20 protein-coding genes and 2 pseudogenes are annotated in these 20388 nt (G+C 32.5%); 16 read left to right on the top strand and 6 right to left on the bottom strand.

All coding sequences use genetic code 11. The features are described 5' to 3' along the window. The first annotated feature begins 241 nt into the window (after positions 1 to 241). From SBL15_RS02965 to SBL15_RS02950, 4 genes are all read left to right on the top strand, one after another. Positions 242 to 778: a flavodoxin family protein gene (locus SBL15_RS02965; protein ID WP_053017135.1), complete on the top strand. Its 537-nt coding sequence runs from the start codon at positions 242 to 244 to the stop codon at positions 776 to 778. 115 nt (positions 779 to 893) lie between these two features. Then, on the top strand, positions 894 to 1370 hold the full coding sequence (locus tag SBL15_RS02960) for a GNAT family N-acetyltransferase (protein ID WP_053017136.1): 477 nt from the start codon (positions 894 to 896) through the stop codon (positions 1368 to 1370). A 19-nt stretch (positions 1371 to 1389) separates the two neighbouring features. Next, positions 1390 to 2706, top strand: a complete 1317-nt coding sequence (locus SBL15_RS02955; protein ID WP_317955083.1) for an HD domain-containing protein — start codon at positions 1390 to 1392, stop codon at positions 2704 to 2706. 40 nt (positions 2707 to 2746) lie between these two features. Continuing rightward, entirely contained in the window at positions 2747 to 3283 is a 537-nt protein-coding gene (locus tag SBL15_RS02950) for a YwhD family protein (RefSeq protein ID WP_162838998.1), read from the top strand. 129 nt (positions 3284 to 3412) lie between these two features. Here the strand turns inward: SBL15_RS02950 and larC are convergent, their stop codons facing one another. Genes larC through larA form a run of 4 tightly spaced genes read right to left on the bottom strand, consistent with a single transcriptional unit; the run spans position 3413 to position 7503 of the window. Further along, complete coding sequence (gene larC / locus SBL15_RS02945) at positions 3413 to 4603, bottom strand: nickel pincer cofactor biosynthesis protein LarC (protein WP_107611795.1); 1191 nt, start codon at positions 4601 to 4603, stop codon at positions 3413 to 3415. Between the two features lie 15 nt (positions 4604 to 4618). Beyond that, entirely contained in the window at positions 4619 to 5377 is a 759-nt protein-coding gene (larB, locus tag SBL15_RS02940) for a nickel pincer cofactor biosynthesis protein LarB (RefSeq protein ID WP_053017138.1), read from the bottom strand. A 12-nt stretch (positions 5378 to 5389) separates the two neighbouring features. Then, positions 5390 to 6217, bottom strand: coding sequence for an ATP-dependent sacrificial sulfur transferase LarE (gene larE / locus SBL15_RS02935; protein WP_053017238.1), 828 nt, complete (start codon positions 6215 to 6217; stop codon positions 5390 to 5392). 17 nt (positions 6218 to 6234) lie between these two features. Continuing rightward, positions 6235 to 7503 (bottom strand): nickel-dependent lactate racemase, encoded by a 1269-nt coding sequence (larA, locus tag SBL15_RS02930; RefSeq protein ID WP_317955080.1) that lies wholly within the window; start codon positions 7501 to 7503, stop codon positions 6235 to 6237. Between the two features lie 296 nt (positions 7504 to 7799). Here larA and adhP point away from each other — a divergent pair, with 296 nt between their 5' ends. From adhP to isaB, 3 genes are all read left to right on the top strand, one after another. Beyond that, positions 7800 to 8810 carry an alcohol dehydrogenase AdhP gene (adhP, locus tag SBL15_RS02925; protein ID WP_107611793.1) on the top strand — a complete coding sequence of 337 codons (1011 nt, stop codon included), beginning with the start codon at positions 7800 to 7802 and terminating at the stop codon, positions 8808 to 8810. A 104-nt stretch (positions 8811 to 8914) separates the two neighbouring features. Beyond that, positions 8915 to 9436: a VOC family protein gene (locus SBL15_RS02920; protein ID WP_053041195.1), complete on the top strand. Its 522-nt coding sequence runs from the start codon at positions 8915 to 8917 to the stop codon at positions 9434 to 9436. A gap of 257 nt (positions 9437 to 9693) precedes the next feature. After that, the gene (gene isaB / locus SBL15_RS02915) at positions 9694 to 10236 is read left to right on the top strand and encodes an immunodominant staphylococcal antigen IsaB family protein (RefSeq protein WP_107611792.1); all 543 of its coding nucleotides are present in this window, start codon (positions 9694 to 9696) and stop codon (positions 10234 to 10236) included. Between the two features lie 205 nt (positions 10237 to 10441). Here the strand turns inward: isaB and SBL15_RS02910 are convergent, their stop codons facing one another. After that, the gene (locus tag SBL15_RS02910; RefSeq protein ID WP_107611791.1) at positions 10442 to 11113 is read right to left on the bottom strand and encodes a type 1 glutamine amidotransferase; all 672 of its coding nucleotides are present in this window, start codon (positions 11111 to 11113) and stop codon (positions 10442 to 10444) included. A 167-nt stretch (positions 11114 to 11280) separates the two neighbouring features. Between SBL15_RS02910 and SBL15_RS02905 the strand changes: the two are divergent. After that, positions 11281 to 11947: pseudogene (locus tag SBL15_RS02905) on the top strand (DUF5079 family protein). A gap of 608 nt (positions 11948 to 12555) precedes the next feature. On the opposite strand, the gene SBL15_RS02900 reads toward SBL15_RS02905, so the two are convergent. Next, complete coding sequence (locus SBL15_RS02900) at positions 12556 to 12657, bottom strand: type I toxin-antitoxin system Fst family toxin (RefSeq protein WP_107611789.1); 102 nt, start codon at positions 12655 to 12657, stop codon at positions 12556 to 12558. 361 nt (positions 12658 to 13018) lie between these two features. On the opposite strand from SBL15_RS02900, the gene SBL15_RS02895 reads away from it, so the two are divergent. The 8 genes and pseudogenes from SBL15_RS02895 (at position 13019) to SBL15_RS02860 (ending at position 20388) form a co-directional block, all read left to right on the top strand. Then, positions 13019 to 13435: a DUF1934 domain-containing protein gene (locus tag SBL15_RS02895; protein ID WP_016930880.1), complete on the top strand. Its 417-nt coding sequence runs from the start codon at positions 13019 to 13021 to the stop codon at positions 13433 to 13435. Then, positions 13432 to 15093 (top strand): arginine--tRNA ligase, encoded by a 1662-nt coding sequence (argS, locus tag SBL15_RS02890; RefSeq protein WP_317955077.1) that lies wholly within the window; start codon positions 13432 to 13434, stop codon positions 15091 to 15093. The genes SBL15_RS02895 and argS overlap by 4 nt, the downstream gene beginning before the upstream one ends. A gap of 93 nt (positions 15094 to 15186) precedes the next feature. Further along, entirely contained in the window at positions 15187 to 15834 is a 648-nt protein-coding gene (locus SBL15_RS02885; protein ID WP_107611787.1) for an endonuclease III domain-containing protein, read from the top strand. Positions 15835 to 15922: 88 nt separating this feature from the next. Further along, positions 15923 to 16670, top strand: a pseudogene (locus SBL15_RS02880) (MerR family transcriptional regulator). A gap of 65 nt (positions 16671 to 16735) precedes the next feature. Then, the gene (locus tag SBL15_RS02875; RefSeq protein WP_317955075.1) at positions 16736 to 17233 is read left to right on the top strand and encodes a DUF805 domain-containing protein; all 498 of its coding nucleotides are present in this window, start codon (positions 16736 to 16738) and stop codon (positions 17231 to 17233) included. A 228-nt stretch (positions 17234 to 17461) separates the two neighbouring features. Then, positions 17462 to 18328: an ABC transporter substrate-binding protein gene (locus SBL15_RS02870; RefSeq protein WP_182477439.1), complete on the top strand. Its 867-nt coding sequence runs from the start codon at positions 17462 to 17464 to the stop codon at positions 18326 to 18328. A gap of 303 nt (positions 18329 to 18631) precedes the next feature. Beyond that, on the top strand, positions 18632 to 19585 hold the full coding sequence (locus SBL15_RS02865; RefSeq protein WP_107611783.1) for a FecCD family ABC transporter permease: 954 nt from the start codon (positions 18632 to 18634) through the stop codon (positions 19583 to 19585). A 98-nt stretch (positions 19586 to 19683) separates the two neighbouring features. Continuing rightward, entirely contained in the window at positions 19684 to 20388 is a 705-nt protein-coding gene (locus SBL15_RS02860; RefSeq protein ID WP_053017166.1) for an HAD family hydrolase, read from the top strand.

Below are 20388 nucleotides of genomic sequence, written 5' to 3'. Positions count from 1 at the left end.
AAATTAAGGTAAAATTAAATAAAGTAATTGATACTCTTACACCGTTTATATGTGTGTAAGAGTTTTTTATAACTGAAATAAATAGTAATGATTCTTTTTTATTTTTAAAAATACACATATATTACGTGAAATAAGGGTACTAGGCAAATATGTAAAATATTAAGTAAGTATGAAGTGTTTATGTTGTTAACAATGAATAAGGGAATAGTTTTTTAATATAAATAAAGAGAGAGTGATAAAAATGATAACAGTTTTATTTGGAGGAAGTCGTCCAGAGGGGAATACAGCACAACTTACTAAGTCAGCAGTTGAGGGATTAGATTATAAATGGATTGACTTAACCGATTATCAATTCAATCCCGTAAGAGACTTTCGTCACGAGAATAGAGATATTACAAGCTATAACGATGATTATAAACAGGTCATTGATCAAGTTTTAGAAAGTGATACGGTCATATTTGCATCACCGGTGTATTGGTATAGTGTTTCTGCATCTTTAAAGGCATTTATCGATCATTGGTCTGAAACTTTGATAGACGATAACTACAAGGACTTTAAAGAAAAAATGGCAAAGAAAGATTTTCGACTTATTTTAGTTGGTGGAGACTGCCCTAAAGTGAAAGCTAAGCCATGTATTACTCAAATGAAATATACATTAGATTTTATTGGTGCTGAACTTAATGGATATATAATTGGTACCGCTGAACGTCCAGGTGATATTTCGAAAGATACGTTTGCACTAGAAAGAGCTAAAGAATGGAATGGAACACTAGCGTAAGCCTAATTTAAAAGTATATTAAACTACGCTGATAAATATTCTATATTAAGCGATTGGATAAGTACTGTGATATAATTTCATTATTAATTCCATAGTAAAGTCAGGAGAATCAAGTATGTTTAAAGTCAGAGAAGCTACACCAAATGACGTTGTAGCGATTAGAGATGTTGCTACTAAGGCATGGTATAACACATATTTAAATATTTATGCAGCATCAACAATAAATGAGTTATTAGCTGCTTCTTATAATGAGCAACATTTAAAGAAACGTTTAGAAGAACAACTATTTTTAGTAGCCGAAGATAATGATGAAATTATTGGCTTTGCTAATTTCATTTATGGTAAAGAATTGTATTTGTCTGCGCATTATGTACATCCAGAATCTCAACATAAAGGTTATGGTTCTAGTCTACTTAAGAAAGGATTAGAACAATTTGACGGTAAATATGATGCAGTATTTTTAGAAGTTGATAATAAAAATAAAGATGCAATTCAATATTATCAAAATAATGATTTTGAAATCGTACGTTCTTATCAACCAGAAATGTATGGAGAACAAATGGATTTAGCTTTAATGAAGAGAAGTCTATAAACGCTATGACTATACTGTAATGAGAGGAAGGATTTATTTGACGCAAACACCCTATGTTGAACAGAAATTAGCTGAAGAGAAGGTATTCAAAGACCCTATTCATAAATATATTCACGTCAAAGATCAACTTATTTGGGATCTTATTAAGACAAAAGAGTTTCAACGTTTACGTCGTATTAAGCAACTAGGCACATTATATCTTTCTTTTCATACTGCAGAGCATAGTCGTTTTGGCCATTCTTTAGGTGTATATGAAATCGTGCGACGCATGATTGACGAATCATTTGTGGGACGAGACGCTTGGAACAATGAAGATAGACCATTGGCATTATGTGCAGCATTATTACATGATTTAGGTCATGGTCCATTTTCACATAGTTTTGAAAAGATATTCAATACAGACCATGAAGCCTTTACGCAAGCAATTATTACTGGACCTACTGAAGTTAATGAAGTTTTAAGTCGCGTATCGAGTACTTTTCCTAAAGAAGTTGCAGAAGTAATTAACAAAACGCATCAAAATAAACTTGTAATTTCTATGATTTCATCGCAAATTGATGCTGATCGAATGGACTATTTACAAAGAGATGCTTATTTTACGGGCGTCTCTTATGGCACATTTGATATGGAACGTATTTTACGTTTAATGAGACCATCTAAAGATGAAGTTCTTATTAAAGAGAGTGGAATGCATGCCGTTGAGAACTTTATAATGAGTCGCTATCAAATGTATTGGCAGATATACTTTCATCCGGTTAGTAGAGGCGGAGAAGTATTGTTAAATAATTGTTTGAAACGTGTTAAACAATTGTACAATGAGGGGTACCATTTTAAGATGTACCCAGAAGATTTTGTTCCTTTTTTTGAAGAGAAGGTTACAATTGAGCAATACGTTGATTTAGATGAAGTCGTAGTACTTTATTATTTGAAGAAATGGATACAAGAAGATGATGCAATTCTCAGTGATTTAGCACGTCGTTTTATAAATAGAGACTTATTTAAATATATCCCATTTGATGGTTCAATTATTACTATTACTGAACTACAAGAGTTGTACATAGAAGGTAATATTGATCCGAACTATTATTTTGTTAGTGAGGCTTTCTCTGATTTACCATATGATTATGATCGACCTGGTTCTAATAGACAACCAATACATTTATTAAGACGTAATGGTAGTATTAGAGAAATTAGTAGTCAATCACTCGTTATTTCAAGTATTACAGGTATTAATCGTGAAGATTATAAATTATACTATCCTAAAGAAATGATTCTTAATATTGAGAATCCACAAACTAAGGGTTCTATTATTAATCTGCTTAATGAATTGAATTAAGTCATTGAAACTTTATTATATAACGCATAATATAGAGATTATGAATTCAAGTTTTTCGGAGGTGTCATGTGTGTCTGAGAACAAAGGTTTTAAATTTAATATTATCAAGAATGACCCGCTTGACGGGCATAAAGGGACGAATATAGGCTCAATTAGTTTAGATAATATTGCACCAGTATTTATAGATGTTGCGAATAAAGAGGCGTTTATAGATATAGGTGGTATGCATGCACGTGCTCAAGTTGAAAAAGGTGTTAAATGGATAAATGACAAATCGGAAGTTGAAGGCGAAGAAGCTAAAGAATATTGGCTTTGCTGGGTGACTACTGAACGTAGTGAGAGTGGTCCATATTATGCTGGTGTTACTGCATGTTATTTATTAGTTAACAAAAGTATACGACGTGGTTATAAAAGTATGCCTGAACATGTTAATATGATGGATAAATCTATGAAACATAAAATTATCATTGACCACATTGGTGAGGAAAATAAAAAAGTTTTAGCAGACTTTTTAAAATCTCATAATGAAGAGATGTGGAATAATTCTAGTGAGGAATTATTCAAAGCTTTTGAATAATATAAACAGTATTAGGAGTAGGACACTACGCTTAAAATAGCCAGTAAGTGCATTTGTATAAATGTACTTACTGGCTGTTTAAATTAAGATCTTTTGTTTCAATTAAATCTGGTTATGAATACTCAGTAATTATTTTAAAGGTTCACCAATGTGATATTCACTATCTATCGTGCTCATTACGGTGTTATACACTTGTTGTAATGGTATGTTTTTGTGTTCACTGATTGATTTAATATCTTCAAACTCGGGTTTCATTTTTAAGATTTGCCCATTTTTTAATGCGAATTTGACTTTAATTTGACCATATGGTGTATCTACATCACGAAAGGCTCTTGTTAAAATATGTCTATTCACCGTGTAACTTCGAATGCCTAGGGATGATGTATGTGTTAATACTAAGTTCTCCATGGTTTCTTTATCGTTAACTTTACATAGAACTGTCAATTGAATCGCAGGGCGGTTCTTTTTCATTGTAATGGGTGTATAGTAAACATCCAATGCACCATGATTGAGAGACTTATCCATAAAGTGACCTAACATTTCAGGAGTCATATCATCAATTTGGCACTCCATTACCTGTACTTTGTCGTGAGAAGATTGTTGATTATCTTGAAATTGGATGAAACGTAAAACATTTGGGAAATCAAAGTCTTTATTACCAGCTCCATATCCAATTTCCTGCATAGTTGCAGATGGAAAAGGACCAAATTGTGTGACTAAACTTTTAGCAAATGCAGCTCCTGTAGGTGTAGTTAATTCGCTTTGTACATCAAATTCTGCTAACGGAATATTTTTTAAAATTTCAGCAGTAGCAGGTGCTGGTATTGGATAAATACCATGTGCAATATTAATTTTCCCATTACCTGTAGGGATTGGTGAACAATAAAGTGTATCGATACCAAGTTGTTCAAGTGCGATACAACCACCTATAATATCTATAATTGAATCCATTGCACCGACCTCGTGAAAATGAACATCTTCTATTGTCATACCATGGATTTTAGCTTCTGCATGAGCGATAGTATTAAAAATAGCTTTACTACGTTGTTTAACACGTTCGGATAATCGACTATCATCTATTAACTTAAAGATATCAGAAGCTTTACGATGATGGTGATGTTCATGAAAATCAATGTTCAATGTCATAGCGTTAATACCCTGTTTAACTTTCTTTTGAAAGTGAAGGGCAAAGTCATCAATAGGTAGTTGTTTTAATTCACTCTCGATTATTTTAGGATCGGCACCTAAGTCAACCAGTGCAGAAAGTAGCATGTCACCAGCAATGCCGGCATGACAATCTAAATATAAAGCATTACTCATAATTGTAGCTCCGTTCTATTGATTTTCTAGCATCTTAATAATCATTGCAGCGTTATAACCTGCGCCAAAACCATTATCTATATTAAGTACACTTGTTCCTGGTGCACATGAATTAATCATTGATAGTAGCGTTGTTATACCATTAAGATTGGCACCGTATCCAACACTAGTAGGTACAGCATAAACAGGGTGATCAACTAAACCACCGACCACACTAGCAAGTGCGCCTTCCATACCAGCAATTACAATCGATACTTTACCATTGCGAATATCCTGGATTTGTTCAAATAGACGATGGATACCAGAAACACCTACATCATAATGACGTTTAACTTGAATACCCATTACTTCAGCTGTGATTGCAGCTTCTTCAGCGATAGGTAAGTCGGATGTGCCGGCACAAAGTATTGAAATATAGTGATGTGATTTTTCAATTGATTCAAGAGAAGTGCAGACTATATTTGCTTCGGTATAGTAGTCTAGGTTTGGATGATGTTGTAATACATAAGATGCTTTTTCTGGATTAATACGTGTGACCAAAATCCTATTGTGATGATTAGACAAACTTGTAATAATTTGATTGATTTGTTCTTTTGTTTTACCTTGCCCAAATATTACTTCAGGAAATCCTTGGCGCTTTGCTCTATGTAAATCAATTTTAGCAAAGCCCAATTCGTCATAATGACTGAGTTGGGCTTTAGCTTCATCAATTGATATTTGATTTGATTTTACACCTTCGAGCAAGTCTTCAATAAAGTTAGAATCTTTACTCATGGGTATACGTCCTTACACTAATTTTGTCGCTTTTGTATCAATGACTTCGTTCATACTACCAGTTCTGTATCCTTCTAAATCAACAGTTACATAGTCGAAACCAAGTTCTTTTAAGCGTAATGTAATATTGTCTTTATTTTTAATTACAGTTGTTAAGTCATCTTCTGATACTTCAATACGTGCAATATTTTGATGGTAACGTACACGCACATTATTAACGCCTAAACTTAAAATATGTTTTTCAGCTTCATTTACTTTATTCACTTTTGTGAAACTTAATTCTTCACCGTAAGGAATACGTGAAGCCAGGCTACATAAAGCAGGTTTATTCCACACTGGTAAATCGTGTTGTTTACTCAATTCTCTAATTTCTGATTTATATAGTTGTGCTTCTTGTAGCACACTACGTACATCATATTCATCTCTTGCTTTTAAACCTGGGCGGAAATCTTCTAAATCATCCATAATCATTCCGTCTAAGACATAATTGAAACCTAAATCTTCTTTGATTTGAGTTAATTTGCTATACATTAAACGTTTGCTATAGTACCAACTTTCAGGTGTGTTTTTAACGATATTGGCATCTTCTAATTCCGCCATTTCAGTTTCCATTACTTCTATACCTAATTCATGACCTAAAGAAATAGCTTGATCAAATTCTTCGTTTCTGAAAAGTTCAGACTTAACAACCACAGGTTTAACATGATCTATGCCTAAAACGTCAATAGCTTTTTTAAGTACTAAACTACTATCTACACCACCTGAAAAAGCGATTACTACACTACCCATATCTTCTAATAATTGATTTAATTTGAGTTCTTTATTTTGTAATTCAGTCATATTTATCAATCCTTTCATTATGCTTCATCTTCTACGTAAGGAATAGTTAATGGACCTTGAGGCATAACACCAATACTTAATTTTCTGCCATATTGTTTTTCTAAATCAGCAATTGTTTGTTCGATGTCTGATGTTGGATTCAGCATAGAATCTTTAAGTTGTTGGTCTGTTAGCTCTGAATACACATATACATTTGCGAATGTTTGAATGCTTGCTTGTTTTTGAACTTGCCATTGATCTACTTCTGAAAAGTTAGGATCATGAATCAAGTCTAAAATGCCTTGTGGTGTGTCAGCCATTTTGAATATCTCGGCGAATTTACCGTGATCAGGGAAACCATCCGCGCACTCAGATACCATAATGATATTGCCGCCTTCTTTCACAACTTTACTAGCAGCACTCATACCTTTAACGGTTTGATATAAGTTTTGATCAAGAGGGTAGCCGGAATTTGAAGCTATAACGACATCGAAGCGGTCATCACATTTGAACATTGCGTGTTCTTTAACGTAAGCACAGCCTTCTTTATGCGCTTCAAATACATCACCACCAAATGCAGCTGTAATGTGTTTATCTTTATTTAATGCCACATTTAACATGAAGTCTGGTTTGCACATCGTATTGACTTCACGGGCCATATCTTGAACAGGATTATCTTCTAAATTGCCCCATGTTGATCGTGGATCGCCAATCATTTTGACATTGTGGAAGGTCTTAATGGTTTCAAGACCTGCTATACCAGGCATGATTCCTTTAGGTCCTCCAGAGAATCCGGCAAAGAAATGAGGTTCGATAAAGCCAGTCACAATTTTGAAATCAGATTCGACATAATCTTTATTTAAATAGGCATCACAACCATACTTACTATGTCCAACTTTGACTAAACTTTCTTTTTCATCGCAGTGGTTATGAACAATTTTTACGCTATCAACAATATCTTCACCTAACATTTGAATAAGCTCGTCACGTGTTTGATCACGATGCGTACCCGTACCGTTAATAATTACAAAATTCTCACGTGGAACATGGCTTAATTCTTCAATTAGTAATGGTACTAGAATATGATTAGGTGTTGGTCGAGTGATATCACTAATGACAATTGAAACAATATCATCTCTTTTAACCATTTCTTTGAGTGGTTTAGAGCCAGTTGGTTGTCGCAAAACATTTTGAATTGCTGAAGTATAATCATCTAATGCTTCGATTTTTTGAGGTTCTATTACTGTACTATCATCAGGAACATTGACTTCTACTTCAGACTTCCCGTATAGGACATGTGTTTTCACTGAAAATCCCTCCATAAGTCTTGATGCAATCGTTAATATAAAGTAATTATATAATTGTTATATGTAAAATTATAGCATATCTATATAGAGATTCTAAATGCAATACGTGGAGTTATAATGTGTTGAAAGTAAGTGATATCAGCAATTTGATAAATTTAAGGAATTGAAACTTAAAGATTTAAAAAATTAAAAAAATTATAGGATAAAGTATTTCCATTTTTGAAAGCGATTGCATATAATAAGTGTAGATTTACAGATTCATCATTAAATGTTAATTGAACAAGGAGTGATTTACCATGAAGGCAGCAGTAGTAACACATGATCACAAAGTGAGTGTAGAAGATAAAGAAGTACGTGACTTGAAACCCGGTGAAGCTTTAGTTCAAACGGAATATTGTGGTGTATGTCATACAGATTTACACGTTAAAAATGCAGACTTTGGTGATGTTACAGGTGTAACATTAGGCCATGAAGGTATTGGACGTGTCATTAAAGTTGGTGAGGGCGTTGAATCTCTTAAAGAAGGGGATCGCGTTTCGATTGCTTGGATGTTCGAAAGTTGTGGACATTGTGAATACTGTACGACAGGTCGTGAAACATTATGCCGTGATGTTAAGAACGCAGGGTATACAGTAGATGGTGCTATGGCTGAACAAGTTATTGTTACAGCTGATTATGCAGTAAAAGTGCCTGAGAACTTAGATCCTGCAGCAGCATCTTCAATTACATGTGCTGGTGTAACGACTTATAAAGCTGTAAAAGTAAGTAATATTAAACCAGGTCAATGGATTGGTGTATTTGGTATTGGCGGCTTAGGTAACTTAGCTTTGCAATACGCTAAAAATGTATTTAACGCTAAAGTTGTGGCATTCGACATTAGTGATGAAAAATTAGATTTCGCTAAAGAATTAGGTGCTGATGCCGTTGTTAATACTAAGAACCAAGATGCCATTGAAGAAGTAAATAAATTAACTGATGATAAAGGATTAGACGCAACAGTTATTACAGCTGTAGCAAAAACACCATTTAACCAAGCGGTTGATGTTGTGAAAGCAGGCGCACGAGTAGTAGCAGTAGGTTTACCTGTTGAAAAAATGGACTTAGAAATCCCTCGTTTAGTGTTAGATGGTATTGAGGTTGTAGGTTCATTAGTAGGTACGCGTCAAGACTTAAAAGAAGCGTTCCAATTTGCGGCTGAAGGAAAAGTAATTCCTAAAGTGCAAACACGTGAATTAGAAGAAATTAATGATATCTTTGAAGAAATGGAACAAGGTACAATTACTGGACGTATGGTAATTAAATTTTAATAAATACTATAAATAGTCGAGAGAGTGAGTTCAATTTGAATTCACTCTCATTTTATTTCCATTAATTTAGGGTAAATAAATATTGAAAAGAAAGGAAGATGTTTATGAGTCATATTAAAGGAATCAATCATATCGGTTTAACAGTACTAGATATTGAAGAAGCAACAACATTTTTAAAAGAAGCATTCGGCGCAAAAATTGCATACGATGCATTAACTTACGAAGATGAACCGAGAGAGGGCGCAGAAGTTGAACGTATGTTAGGTTTATCGAAAGGTGCTAGAATTGTACGTCAAAGAATGATTGTCATTGGAAATGGTCCAAATATTGAAATGTTCGAAGTAGAAAGTAATAATCAAAAAGATCCACTTAAGTTAGAGGATTTAGGATTTAATCATATCTCATTAATGGTGGATGGCATTGAAGATGTACTAGAAGATGCTAGACGTGCAGGTGCTGAACCTTTATCTGAAACACATGATAATTCAACTTATGAAGATTCAGAAGGTAGTAAAAGTGTTTACGTTAAAGCACCATTTAATGCCTTAATTGAACTACAAGCTATACCAAATGGTTATTATTATCCTGAAGATAGTGAAGCTAAAGTGTTTATACCAGGGGAGTAATATTGCCATTAGCAACTACTTAACTATTTGAAATTTTAAAAGCTACTCTATAAATACTATGGAATAGCTTTATTTTGTGTATGAAGATATTTAGTTTATTAGCGTTTACCCTAGATTGCAATAATAGTTATTAACAAACTGAAAAAATTTATAATTAATGTAAAATTGCATTTTAAGTAATATTGTTGTAATATTGTAATCGAATCGTAACATGTTAAATGTAAGGCGATTCGATTAAAGATGAGAGGAAGATTCATATGAATAGAACTGCCAAAGCAATTGTTAGTGCAACTTTAGCCATGGGAACAGTATTCGGAGTCGGAGCCTCAGTAGAACAACCACATCATAATCAAGCACATGCAGCTACTACACCATATTATACTTATAGTGGCTACGTTAATAACGATGGGTCATTTTTATTAAACAAGACATTTAAAAATGCTGTTAAGTATGGAAATGTTACTTTTAATGGAACGAAAATTGTGCCGCAATCAGGTACTAGCAGTAAATTGAATAATTTCAATAAGTACGATCAATCATTCTTCTCAGTGAAGTCCGGGAAAAAGACTGCAACATCTGTCCAAATTAAAGTGAATAACGTAACTATTAAACAAATAAAATCTGTATATGGTAAAGATTTAGTAGAGCAAGCAGATGTTCACGGTCATAAAAATCCTAATACTGATGTATACAAATTAGTTGGCGGTCAAAATGGTAATTATCATACGCCAGTAACATTTGTACAAAAGAACGGTAAAGTTCAATCAGTTAATATTGGATTTGAAGGCTCAGGGGCTTAGAATGTGTGTAAAATATAATGTCCATAAATAGTTGAAGTAACTACATTTTTCTATAATTTAGTTAACATGGAAACTAGCATAGATGCAGAAATTCCCTCACTATTGGTGTAGTGAGGGGATTTGTTAGTGTAGCTAAAGTCGCATATTTTTAATTATTAATATTTTATTTTTTGAAGTGATTGTGTGAAAAATACTTAAAATTAGTCTATCTACCAGTTATATGATCAAGTAATTTAAACATAACTTCTTTATTCTCTTTAGGAACTTCGCGTTCAATAATTTCTTGTGGAGTTTGGTTTAATACAGAATCAACCGCATAAGAAAAATCATTAGTTACAATTTCTTTAACTTCAAAAGGCCCTGGTTCGAAATGAAATTGCAAACCAATAACATTGTTATTTAACAAAAACCCTTGATTAGTTAAATATTCACTAGAGAAAAGTAATTCTGCATTTTTAGGTATTTGGAACATTTCTTCATGCCAATGCAATGCCATTAATTCTTTTGGTAAGTCTGGTATTGTATTTGTTTCAAGATATACTTTATCCCAACCTACTTCTTTTACTGGTGCCTTACTTACTGTATACCCAATTGCTTTCGTTATTTGTTGAGCACCAAAACAAGCGCCAAATATTGGCTTTTTCTCTTTTAACAATACTCTTATCAATTCTCTTTCTTTAAGAATCCAATCATCTAAATCATTCGGACTCATAGGACCGCCTAAAATGATAAGTAAATCTGTTTCTTCTGCTTTCGGTAGAACACCATTATAAAAATAAGGGTGATAAATATATAAATCATGCCCATTCTCTTTAGCCCAATCTCCAATAGCGCCTACACCTTCATTAGGTGTGTGTTGTAAAACGTTGATTCTCATTTCCTTAACTCCTTAAAATAATAACTAATTATACAGTAGGATATCTTTTATTACTATGGTTTAATTATTTATTGATGATGAGTATCGAAATAACAATTGAGCAAAATGGCAATGATACTTATTATAAGTATAGATATTTTGAAATTGATAAATGAAAGGTGAATATTATGGAGAAAAATCTACAAAAAAACCAATAGAATCAATTCAACATTCACATTTAATAGGATTGTCATTAGTGAATTTCATTATTTTCGCATTTTACTATTTTATATATACAGGTCCAGGTATAAAAGGGCACATGCCTCTATATATGAAAATATATTTAATAGGGCCATTATTATTATGGTTGCTTCTTTATTTACAAGAACGCGAGTATATTTTTAAAAATTATAATCGAAAAAATTATAAGTTTAGAGTTGCAATATATATGACTATCAATCTACTTTCAGGATACAATATTCCATTTTTAATTAGTTCTGCTTATGCTTTTTATTTTGCAGATTCTAGAGACGATACTTTTACATATTGGTTGTTAATTTGTGGGATCATAACGGTCTCTGCTATAGGACTCTTCTTCTTTTGTTTAGGCGAATTTCAGATGTTTGGTATCCAAAAGGGTAGTTTTATTAGAATGATTGGAATTTTAATTGTTTTATTATCATTTGGACTGTTGTTGTATGTATCATTAATTGTTCCTGTTGATTCTGAAGAAAATAGAACGATTTGGATGGGAATGATAATGTTATTTTGTAGCCATATGCTTATTGTACGAACATATTTTATTTAGGTCTTTTAGATTATGACATTAGAGAAGATGGGGTGAAATTACAATAGAATTAAGTATGCTCATATTATCCAATAGCGTCAAAATAACATTTGAAATTGATAAAGAAGAAAATGGGTTAGAAAGTTTAAATATGATAAGTGGATTTTTTAATTGTTAAATATAAATACCTAATTGGATCTATAGCATTTTCAAGAGTGCTAGTATGGAAAAATGAGTATCAGTATACAGTATTTATTTCTTTAAATGATTAATTGCAACATATCCCTGAATTAAACATAGAATATATTGATATGTTAGAAGTTGGATCTACTCTATTAAAAATATTTTAATATTTGAAATATTAATTTTGCTATAACACAATTAGAATTAGAAGAAAGAATGGATTTGGATGTTTTTGCATCAGTAAAATTAAGAAAAGAAATACACAATATTAAAATACGCAATCTTATCTAGTATCGAATATATCGCACATCTCAATTTCTACCGTTGTTTAATATGTTTCTTCTCATTAGTTGAGTCATTGTGTGAAATCATTTTGCATTTCTCCACTCACCAGTGTTATAATTTAGCTAACAAGAGCTTCGTGCATTATATGCACCAATCCCCTCACTATTGCGAGTAGTGAGGGGATTTTTTAGGTGGTGGCTAATATCGCCTATTTATTCTTATTGTTACGTGTACGTAGCCAATGCGTAAATAACGCAACAATACAACCACTGATGACTGTGGTCGTGATGTGAACAAGAGCTTCGACCATCTGATATGCACCTCCTCTCTGCGCCTAAATTGACGCCTGAGAGATAGGCGACCTATATATTATAGCATCTCCGAATATACGATGATCGCTAACTTCTGATAAGTCATTTTATGTGAATATTTATCAAAATAAAACCTATCTGTAATTTCTTTAATCCGTGTTTATTAAAATAGATGAAGATCGTTGAATATATCCTTGATTAATTACTACTAAGTCATAATTCATACTCAATTTATATTTTGCTTAAGGGGTATAATAATGTTTTCAAAAATGCTCTAAAACTGAGAAGTATCACCTACATGCACTATCTAATTTATGCTATAATGTGGTGTATTATTTAGAAGCTAAGGTGAGGCAAACGTTGAATAAGAATATAGACGTTCAAACGAAACAAGTTCTAAAACAAAATGGCGAAAAACAAAAATTTGAATTTACTGCTCAAGGTTCATGGCAAAAGAAAAACGCAGATTATATTCGATACCAAGAACAAATTGAAGATGCAGTCGTTAATGTAACAATTAAAATTGAGGAACGCGGTGTTAAATTAATACGCAAAGGCGACATTAATATGAATCTTCACTTTGTGGAAGGTCATGATACGACTACACTTTACGATATACCAGCTGGTCGTATTCCTTTAACTGTTAAAACACGTAGCATCCTGCATTTTGTGAATGAAAATGGTGGAAAATTAAAAATTCAATACGAGTTACATCAGAACGATGAAAAGATGGGCTCATATCAATATGAAATTAATTATAAGGAGATAAGCGAATGAATATTATTGAAAAAGTAAAATCAACTTTAATAGAAGAAATTAAAGCAAGTATTGAAAAAGCTAATCTGGCTGAAGATATTCCCGAAATTAAAGTAGAGATACCAAAAGATACTAAAAACGGGGATTATTCAACGAATATTGCAATGGTATTAACTAAAATTGCAAAACGTAACCCACGTGAAATTGCTCAAGCTATCGTTGATAACTTAGACACAAGTAAAGCGAACGTGAAGCAAGTAGATATCGCTGGCCCTGGTTTCATCAATTTCTACTTAGATAATCAGTATTTAACTGCAGTTATCCCTGAAGCTATCAATAAAGGTAACAAATTCGGTTATGCCGAAGAATCTAAAAATACGAATATTTTATTAGAATATGTATCAGCGAACCCAACTGGTGATTTGCACATTGGTCATGCTAGAAATGCTGCTGTAGGTGATTCATTAGCTAATATTTTAATTGCTGCAGGTTATAATGTAACACGTGAATATTATATTAATGACGCGGGTAATCAAATTACTAACTTAGCACGTTCTATTGAAACACGTTTCTTTGAAGCACTTGGTGATACAAGCCATGAAATGCCAGCAGATGGTTATAACGGTAAAGATATTATCGAAATTGGTAAAGATTTAGCTGATAAACACCCTGAAATGAAAGACTACTCTGATGAAGAACGTCTTAAAACATTCAGACAATTAGGTGTCGATTATGAAATGGATAAATTAAAAAAAGATTTAGCTGATTTCAACGTCCACTTTGATAACTGGTTCAGTGAAACATCATTATATGAAAATGGTGCCATTGATAACACATTAGCTAAAATGAATGAACTCGGCTATACGTATGAAGCGGATGGCGCGACATGGTTACGTACATCTGATTTTAAAGACGACAAGGACCGTGTATTAATTAAAAAAGATGGTAATTACACTTATTTCACACCAGACACTGCATACCACTACAATAAAATTAATCGTGGAAATGATATTTTAATCGATTTAATGGGTGCCGATCACCATGGTTACATTAACCGTTTGAAAGCTAGTCTTGAAACATTTGGTGTAGATAGCGATCGCCTTGAAATTCAAATTATGCAAATGGTGCGTTTAATGCAAGATGGCGTTGAAGTGAAAATGAGTAAACGTACAGGTAATGCGATTACTTTACGTGAAATTATGGATGAAGTAGGTATTGACGCTGCACGTTATTTCTTAACAATGCGTAGTCCTGACTCTCACTTTGACTTTGATTTAGAACTTGCGAAAGAAAAGTCACAAGACAATCCAATTTACTATGCTCAATACGCACATGCACGTATTTGCTCAATCTTAAAACAAGCGAAAGAACAAGGTGTTGAAGTTACTGCTGAAGCTGACTTTTCAACAATTACGAATGAAAAAGCAATCGACTTATTGAAGAAGGTTGCTGAATTTGAACCAACTATTGAAAGTGCAGCAGAAAGTCGCGCACCACATCGTTTAACAAACTATATTCAAGATTTAGCTTCTGCATTCCATAAATTCTATAATGCTGAAAAAGTATTAACAGATGATGCAGAAAAAACAAAAGCACATGTTGCTTTAGTAGATGCAGTTAGAATTACGTTACACAATGCTTTATCATTAGTAGGTGTATCAGCACCTGAAACAATGTAAATAATTATGAAATAACATAGATATCAATTATCATATTACCCTCATAAATTTCAATTTGTGAGGGTATTATTATGTAAAGATTGGAGTGAGAGTATGCCAACGCTTACGACAGAAGCACTTTACGAAACTTTATTAGAGCATATGGGACCGCAACATTGGTGGCCCGCTGAAAGTCCGGAAGAAATGATGCTCGGTGCTATATTAGTCCAAAATACGAATTGGAAAAATGCAGACATGGCTTTACTTCGGTTAAAAGAAGAAACAAACTTTGATCCTCAAAAAATTTTATCGTTACCATTAGCTGAACTACAGGAAATCATCCGTTCAAGTGGTTTTTATAAGAATAAGGGAAAGGCGATTCATGCATTATTTCAGTGGTTAAATCAATTTAATTTTGATTATGAAAATATTGCTCAACATTATGGAGATAATTTAAGAAGAGAATTACTAAAAATTCGAGGCATTGGTAGCGAAACAGCTGATGTTTTACTCGTCTATATCTTTGAAGGTATCGAGTTTATTCCTGATAGTTATACGAGACGTTTGTATAGTAAGTTAGGTTACGCCCATACAGAAAGTTACGATAAATTTAAAAAACAAATTTCATTGCCTCCTCATTTTACGAATCAAGATGCTAACGAGTTTCATGCCTTATTAGATAATTTTGGGAAAAACTATTTTAATGGAAAAGGGACTCAAAAATACACATTTTTAGAAGATTATTTTAATAGGAATGATTGACTTTAACGTTACGTCATAGCCCATACTCCTAAATAGATGAATGAGGTATTAATGATATTAAAAATAAAGTAAAGTGGAGAATAAAATAATGTTAAATCATGAATATTTTACACCTAATGAAGTGAGCAAAGTGACGTCGGTTAGTACAAGAACTCTACGTTATTATCATGAGATTGATTTACTTGTGCCTAGTTATATTGATGCTAACGGGTATCGCTATTACCATTCTCAAGATATAACAAAATTACAAACAATTTTATTTCTTAGACAACTCAATTTATCGCTTGAGAACATTCAAGACTATTTTCAGCAAAGTATTACTGATAAAAACGCAATATTAGAAGAAAATTATGCTCAAATTATTCATCAACGAAATCACCTGAATCAAATCATTGATTACCTCAATCATCATCTAATTAATCATAGAAATGAGGAGATTAATATGGACAAATTTAATCAATTTGATGTGAATGAACAATATGATAAAGAAGCGGCGCTAAAATATGGTGATACAGATTACTATCAGTCATATAAAGATAATAGAACTCAATTCAATGATTCAGAGAAGCAGGATAATGATGACCATACTAATCAACAATTTAATGAACCAATTCTTGGAAGAAGGCTATTCTGCCAATGAGGCACATGTGAATCAGCATATTGCAGACTTGAAAAATATACTTCGAACACAAGTGCCTAATGCGGATAATCAATTTTTAGAATATATGGCGCTTACTTATGAAAATGATGAACGTTTTGCTAAAAATATCAATAAAAATCGTAATGATCATTTAAATCAGTATATTGCAAGAGCGATTCGAGCTTATATTAAATAAAGTATTTTCTTCAATCTTTTATTGTGTAATGATTATAGTGAATCATATTTAAAGGACACGCTATAATGATTGAGTCGTATCAGCTATTCTGGAAAAATTATTTCAATGTACAAGGTCGAACTCGTAGACGACATTATTGGTATGCAACATTAGCTAATATCATCGTACTAGTATTATTAAGTTTACTTGCCGACTTACTTAAATGGGTGTTTGGCGGTGGAGATACGTTTTTTAACATTGTGTACGAAACGATTGATGTCATCATTGTAATAGGGACATTTACTATGTCAGTACGTCGATTTCATGATGTTGGGCGCACAATGTTAATTCCGTTAATTATGTTAATATCGATGCTGTTACGAGGATTAATTGTATTATTAGAAACAATATCTAACATGTATTTGAGTGATTTTTATTCTGACGTATCGTTAATGATTGCAACGGTAGTTGTGTTAGTTATTTCGATCGTATTATTAATTGTATCAATTTTCGCATTGATTTATTGTGTTACAGATAGTGAAAAAGGTACAAATGAATATGGACCTAATCCCAAAGCACAGTAAGTGTTAAGCAAAGCATTGAGTATTTCTAATTATAGAGATATTCAATGCTTTTTAATATTTAAAATTTTCCATGAAACAAATAATAATATAAAATTACACAATTAAATATAAAAAACTTAAATTAATATTTAATATTATTTGTTATGATATATGCATACATATACATAATATAGAAAGGAATGTGTGAACGTGTTAAATAAAAAGTTATGGATACTACTTAGTTTAGTCATGTTGATTCTTGTCGCTTGTGGACAAAACGACCAAGATAGACAAGAAGATAAACAAAGTAATCAATCTGATTCCAATTCGAAAGAGCATTCATACAAACGTATCGTGTCGCTTATGCCAAGTAATACGGAAATTCTTTATGAATTGGGTCTCGGAAAAGATGTTGTAGGTGTTTCTACAGTGGACGATTACCCTAAAGATGTTAAAAAAGGGAAAGAACAATTTGATACAATGAATTTAAATAAAGAAGCCTTATTAAAAGTCAAACCCGATTTAATTTTAGCGCATGAATCTCAAAAAGGAACGTCAAAGAAAGTGTTAGATAGTCTTGAAAAAAATGGCGTAAAAGTAGTTTATGTGAAAGATGCACAATCATTGGATCAAACGTATGAAACTTTTAAACAAATAGGTAAAGTAACAGGACGTGAACATGAAGCTAACGAACTTGTTGATGAGACGAAGCACAATGTTGAAAAAGTAATAAAGTCGGTGCCAAGACATCATAGGTCACAATCTGTTTTTATGGAAGTATCCTCTAAACCTGAAATATATACAGCGGGCAAACATACATTTTTTGATGACATGTTAGTACAATTAGATGCTAAAAATAGCTTTTCAAATATAGAAGGTTGGAAACCAGTGGATAAAGAAAGTATCATTAAAAAGAATCCAGATATCCTCATTTCTACAGAAGGTCTATCTAAATCAGATTACTATAAAGTGATTAAAAAACGTGATGGTTTCCGTCAAATTAAAGCTGTGAAAAATGGACGTATTGAAACAGTGGACGGTGACGAAATTTCACGTCCAGGCCCTCGTATTGATGAAGGTTTAAAACAATTAAGAGACGCTATTTATAAAAGATAATTCATATGAATTAAATAGTTATTGTAAAAGTGAGATTAGTACAATTTTATATTGAAAGGTTACATTACAAATCCCCTGTAGCTGACTGAACTGAGAAGGGCTTTAAATCAAGTTTTTCTCAGTTCTAATTATTTTTGTGACTATGCAACTACGGGACCTAGCAAAAAGAATCTTATATAGAAATGCTATAACTAATGCAAGCTGAGTCTACGAATTTAAAAGAATGCTGGCCCCAGTCCCATTCTTTTATATCATCAGTTATAATAGAAGAAATAATAGAAAGATTATTGATGAGTTGATAAAATGACAAGAAATATATATTTAACATTTCTAAGTTGGTGCATATGTTTAATCGGTGCTATAGGACTTTATTTACTATGGCACATGGGGAGTTTAACGGATTCATTTAATCAAATGATATTGCTCAAAGTTCGGTTGCCAAGAATTATTGAGGCCTTATTAACAGGAGCAATATTAACACTAGCAGGTCAGATGTTTCAGACTGTTTTAAATAATCCTCTGGCCGATAGTTTTACATTAGGACTGGCAAGTGGTGCTACATTCGGTTCTGGATTGGCGATATTTCTAGGATTATCTTTTGTTTGGGTGCCCATCTTTTCAATTAGCGCTAGTTTAATCGCATTATTGATCGTCTTAATGATTGCTGCAAAAATCTCACGTGGTTATCCACTTAAAATTCTTATTATTACTGGTTTGATGATAGGTGCACTCTTTAATGCATTATTGTATATTCTAGTTTTAATTAAACCTAATAAGATGAACCAAATAGCTAACTACTTTTTCGGAGGATTTGCAGCGGCGGAAACGCGAGAGGTCATATACATCGGTCTAATAGCTATACCTATTATATTGATTTTATTTAGCATGGTGCCAGCGATTAAGTTATTACAATTAGGTGAATTGAAGAGCCAGTCATTAGGTTTAAACGTCCAACAAGTCATGTTTTTGATACTAACACTAGCATCTATAATAACAGCAGTCGCGATAGCATATACAGGTATTATTGGTTTCATCGGCATGATAGTGCCTCAACTGATAAGACGCTATTATTGGAGATTTACGCTAGGCATTCAAATGATATTAAATATTTTAATCGGTGCTACAATGATGTTGATTGCAGATTGGATTGGTAGTGTGTTAATTCATCCTGTGCAAATACCAGCTAGTATTATTTTGGCTTTAATAGGTATTCCAACATTATTTTACATTTTGCTTAAGCAATCTAAAGATGTTTAAACATACATTTAACTGTATCACATGGATGTTACGCTATTATTTTATGGAAAACTTTTTGATAAAATGAGAATAATTATAGAGTTAAGAGGGAATTGACAATGGACTTAAGTCATATAAAAGCAATCGTGTTTGATTTAGAAGGTACATTATTAGATAGAACAAAATCTCGAGATAAATTCATTGAGGAACAATATGAACGATTTCATGATTACTTCGTACATGTTCAATTAGCAGATTTCAAACAAAAATTTATAGAATTAGATGACGATGAGGATAATGATAAACCTGATTTATATAAAGCAATTATTAAGCAGTTCCATATTGATCGTTTAACATGGAAAGATTTATTTAATGATTTTGAAATGCATTTCTATCGTTACGTATTCCCTTATTATGACACGCTATATACTTTGGAGAAATTATCGCAAAATGATTATGTTTTAGGTGTTATCGCAAATGGTAAATCTAAAATTAAACAATTTCGTTTACATTCATTAGGATTAGGGCATGTAATCAATTATTTATCAACTTCTGAAACTGTAGGATTCCGTAAGCCTCATCCTAAAATATTTGAAGATATGATTAATCAATTAAATGTTCAACCAGAAGAGATAATGTATGTGGGCGATGACGCTTTAAATGATGTAGCACCAGCTCGCGCAATGGGCATGGTAAGTGTGTGGTTTAAACATGATGACGCTGAATTAGAACCTTTAGAAGAAGAGGTTGACTTTATTATTACTACAAGTGAAGAGTTATTATCAATATTACCGATTCATATAAAACAAGGAGGAGATTCATAA

It is taken from the genome of Staphylococcus sp. NWU MKU2, assembly GCF_033283605.1.
Classification (GTDB): Bacteria; Bacillota; Bacilli; order Staphylococcales; family Staphylococcaceae; genus Staphylococcus; species Staphylococcus haemolyticus.
The sequence above is the reverse complement of the archived record's forward strand: the minus strand, read 5'-3'. Positions and strand labels throughout refer to the sequence as shown.

Bases quoted from the DNA above. Each gene is read 5' to 3' on its own strand.
- larB (WP_053017138.1), bottom strand. From the start codon at position 5,377: ATGAGTAAAGATTCTAACTTTATTGAAGACTTGCTCGAAGGTGTAAAA.
- SBL15_RS02910 (WP_107611791.1), bottom strand. From the start codon at position 11,113: ATGAGAATCAACGTTTTACAACACACACCTAATGAAGGTGTAGGCGCT.
- larE (WP_053017238.1), bottom strand. From the start codon at position 6,217: ATGACTGAATTACAAAATAAAGAACTCAAATTAAATCAATTATTAGAA.
- SBL15_RS02885 (WP_107611787.1), top strand. From the start codon at position 15,187: ATGCCAACGCTTACGACAGAAGCACTTTACGAAACTTTATTAGAGCAT.
- larC (WP_107611795.1), bottom strand. From the start codon at position 4,603: ATGAGTAATGCTTTATATTTAGATTGTCATGCCGGCATTGCTGGTGAC.
- SBL15_RS02920 (WP_053041195.1), top strand. From the start codon at position 8,915: ATGAGTCATATTAAAGGAATCAATCATATCGGTTTAACAGTACTAGAT.
- SBL15_RS02965 (WP_053017135.1), top strand. From the start codon at position 242: ATGATAACAGTTTTATTTGGAGGAAGTCGTCCAGAGGGGAATACAGCA.
- SBL15_RS02865 (WP_107611783.1), top strand. From the start codon at position 18,632: ATGACAAGAAATATATATTTAACATTTCTAAGTTGGTGCATATGTTTA.
- adhP (WP_107611793.1), top strand. From the start codon at position 7,800: ATGAAGGCAGCAGTAGTAACACATGATCACAAAGTGAGTGTAGAAGAT.
- SBL15_RS02860 (WP_053017166.1), top strand. From the start codon at position 19,684: ATGGACTTAAGTCATATAAAAGCAATCGTGTTTGATTTAGAAGGTACA.
- isaB (WP_107611792.1), top strand. From the start codon at position 9,694: ATGAATAGAACTGCCAAAGCAATTGTTAGTGCAACTTTAGCCATGGGA.
- SBL15_RS02955 (WP_317955083.1), top strand. From the start codon at position 1,390: ATGAGAGGAAGGATTTATTTGACGCAAACACCCTATGTTGAACAGAAA.
- SBL15_RS02900 (WP_107611789.1), bottom strand. From the start codon at position 12,657: ATGGTCGAAGCTCTTGTTCACATCACGACCACAGTCATCAGTGGTTGT.
- SBL15_RS02950 (WP_162838998.1), top strand. From the start codon at position 2,747: ATGAATTCAAGTTTTTCGGAGGTGTCATGTGTGTCTGAGAACAAAGGT.
- SBL15_RS02875 (WP_317955075.1), top strand. From the start codon at position 16,736: ATGATTGAGTCGTATCAGCTATTCTGGAAAAATTATTTCAATGTACAA.
- SBL15_RS02870 (WP_182477439.1), top strand. From the start codon at position 17,462: ATGTTGATTCTTGTCGCTTGTGGACAAAACGACCAAGATAGACAAGAA.
- SBL15_RS02960 (WP_053017136.1), top strand. From the start codon at position 894: ATGTTTAAAGTCAGAGAAGCTACACCAAATGACGTTGTAGCGATTAGA.
- argS (WP_317955077.1), top strand. From the start codon at position 13,432: ATGAATATTATTGAAAAAGTAAAATCAACTTTAATAGAAGAAATTAAA.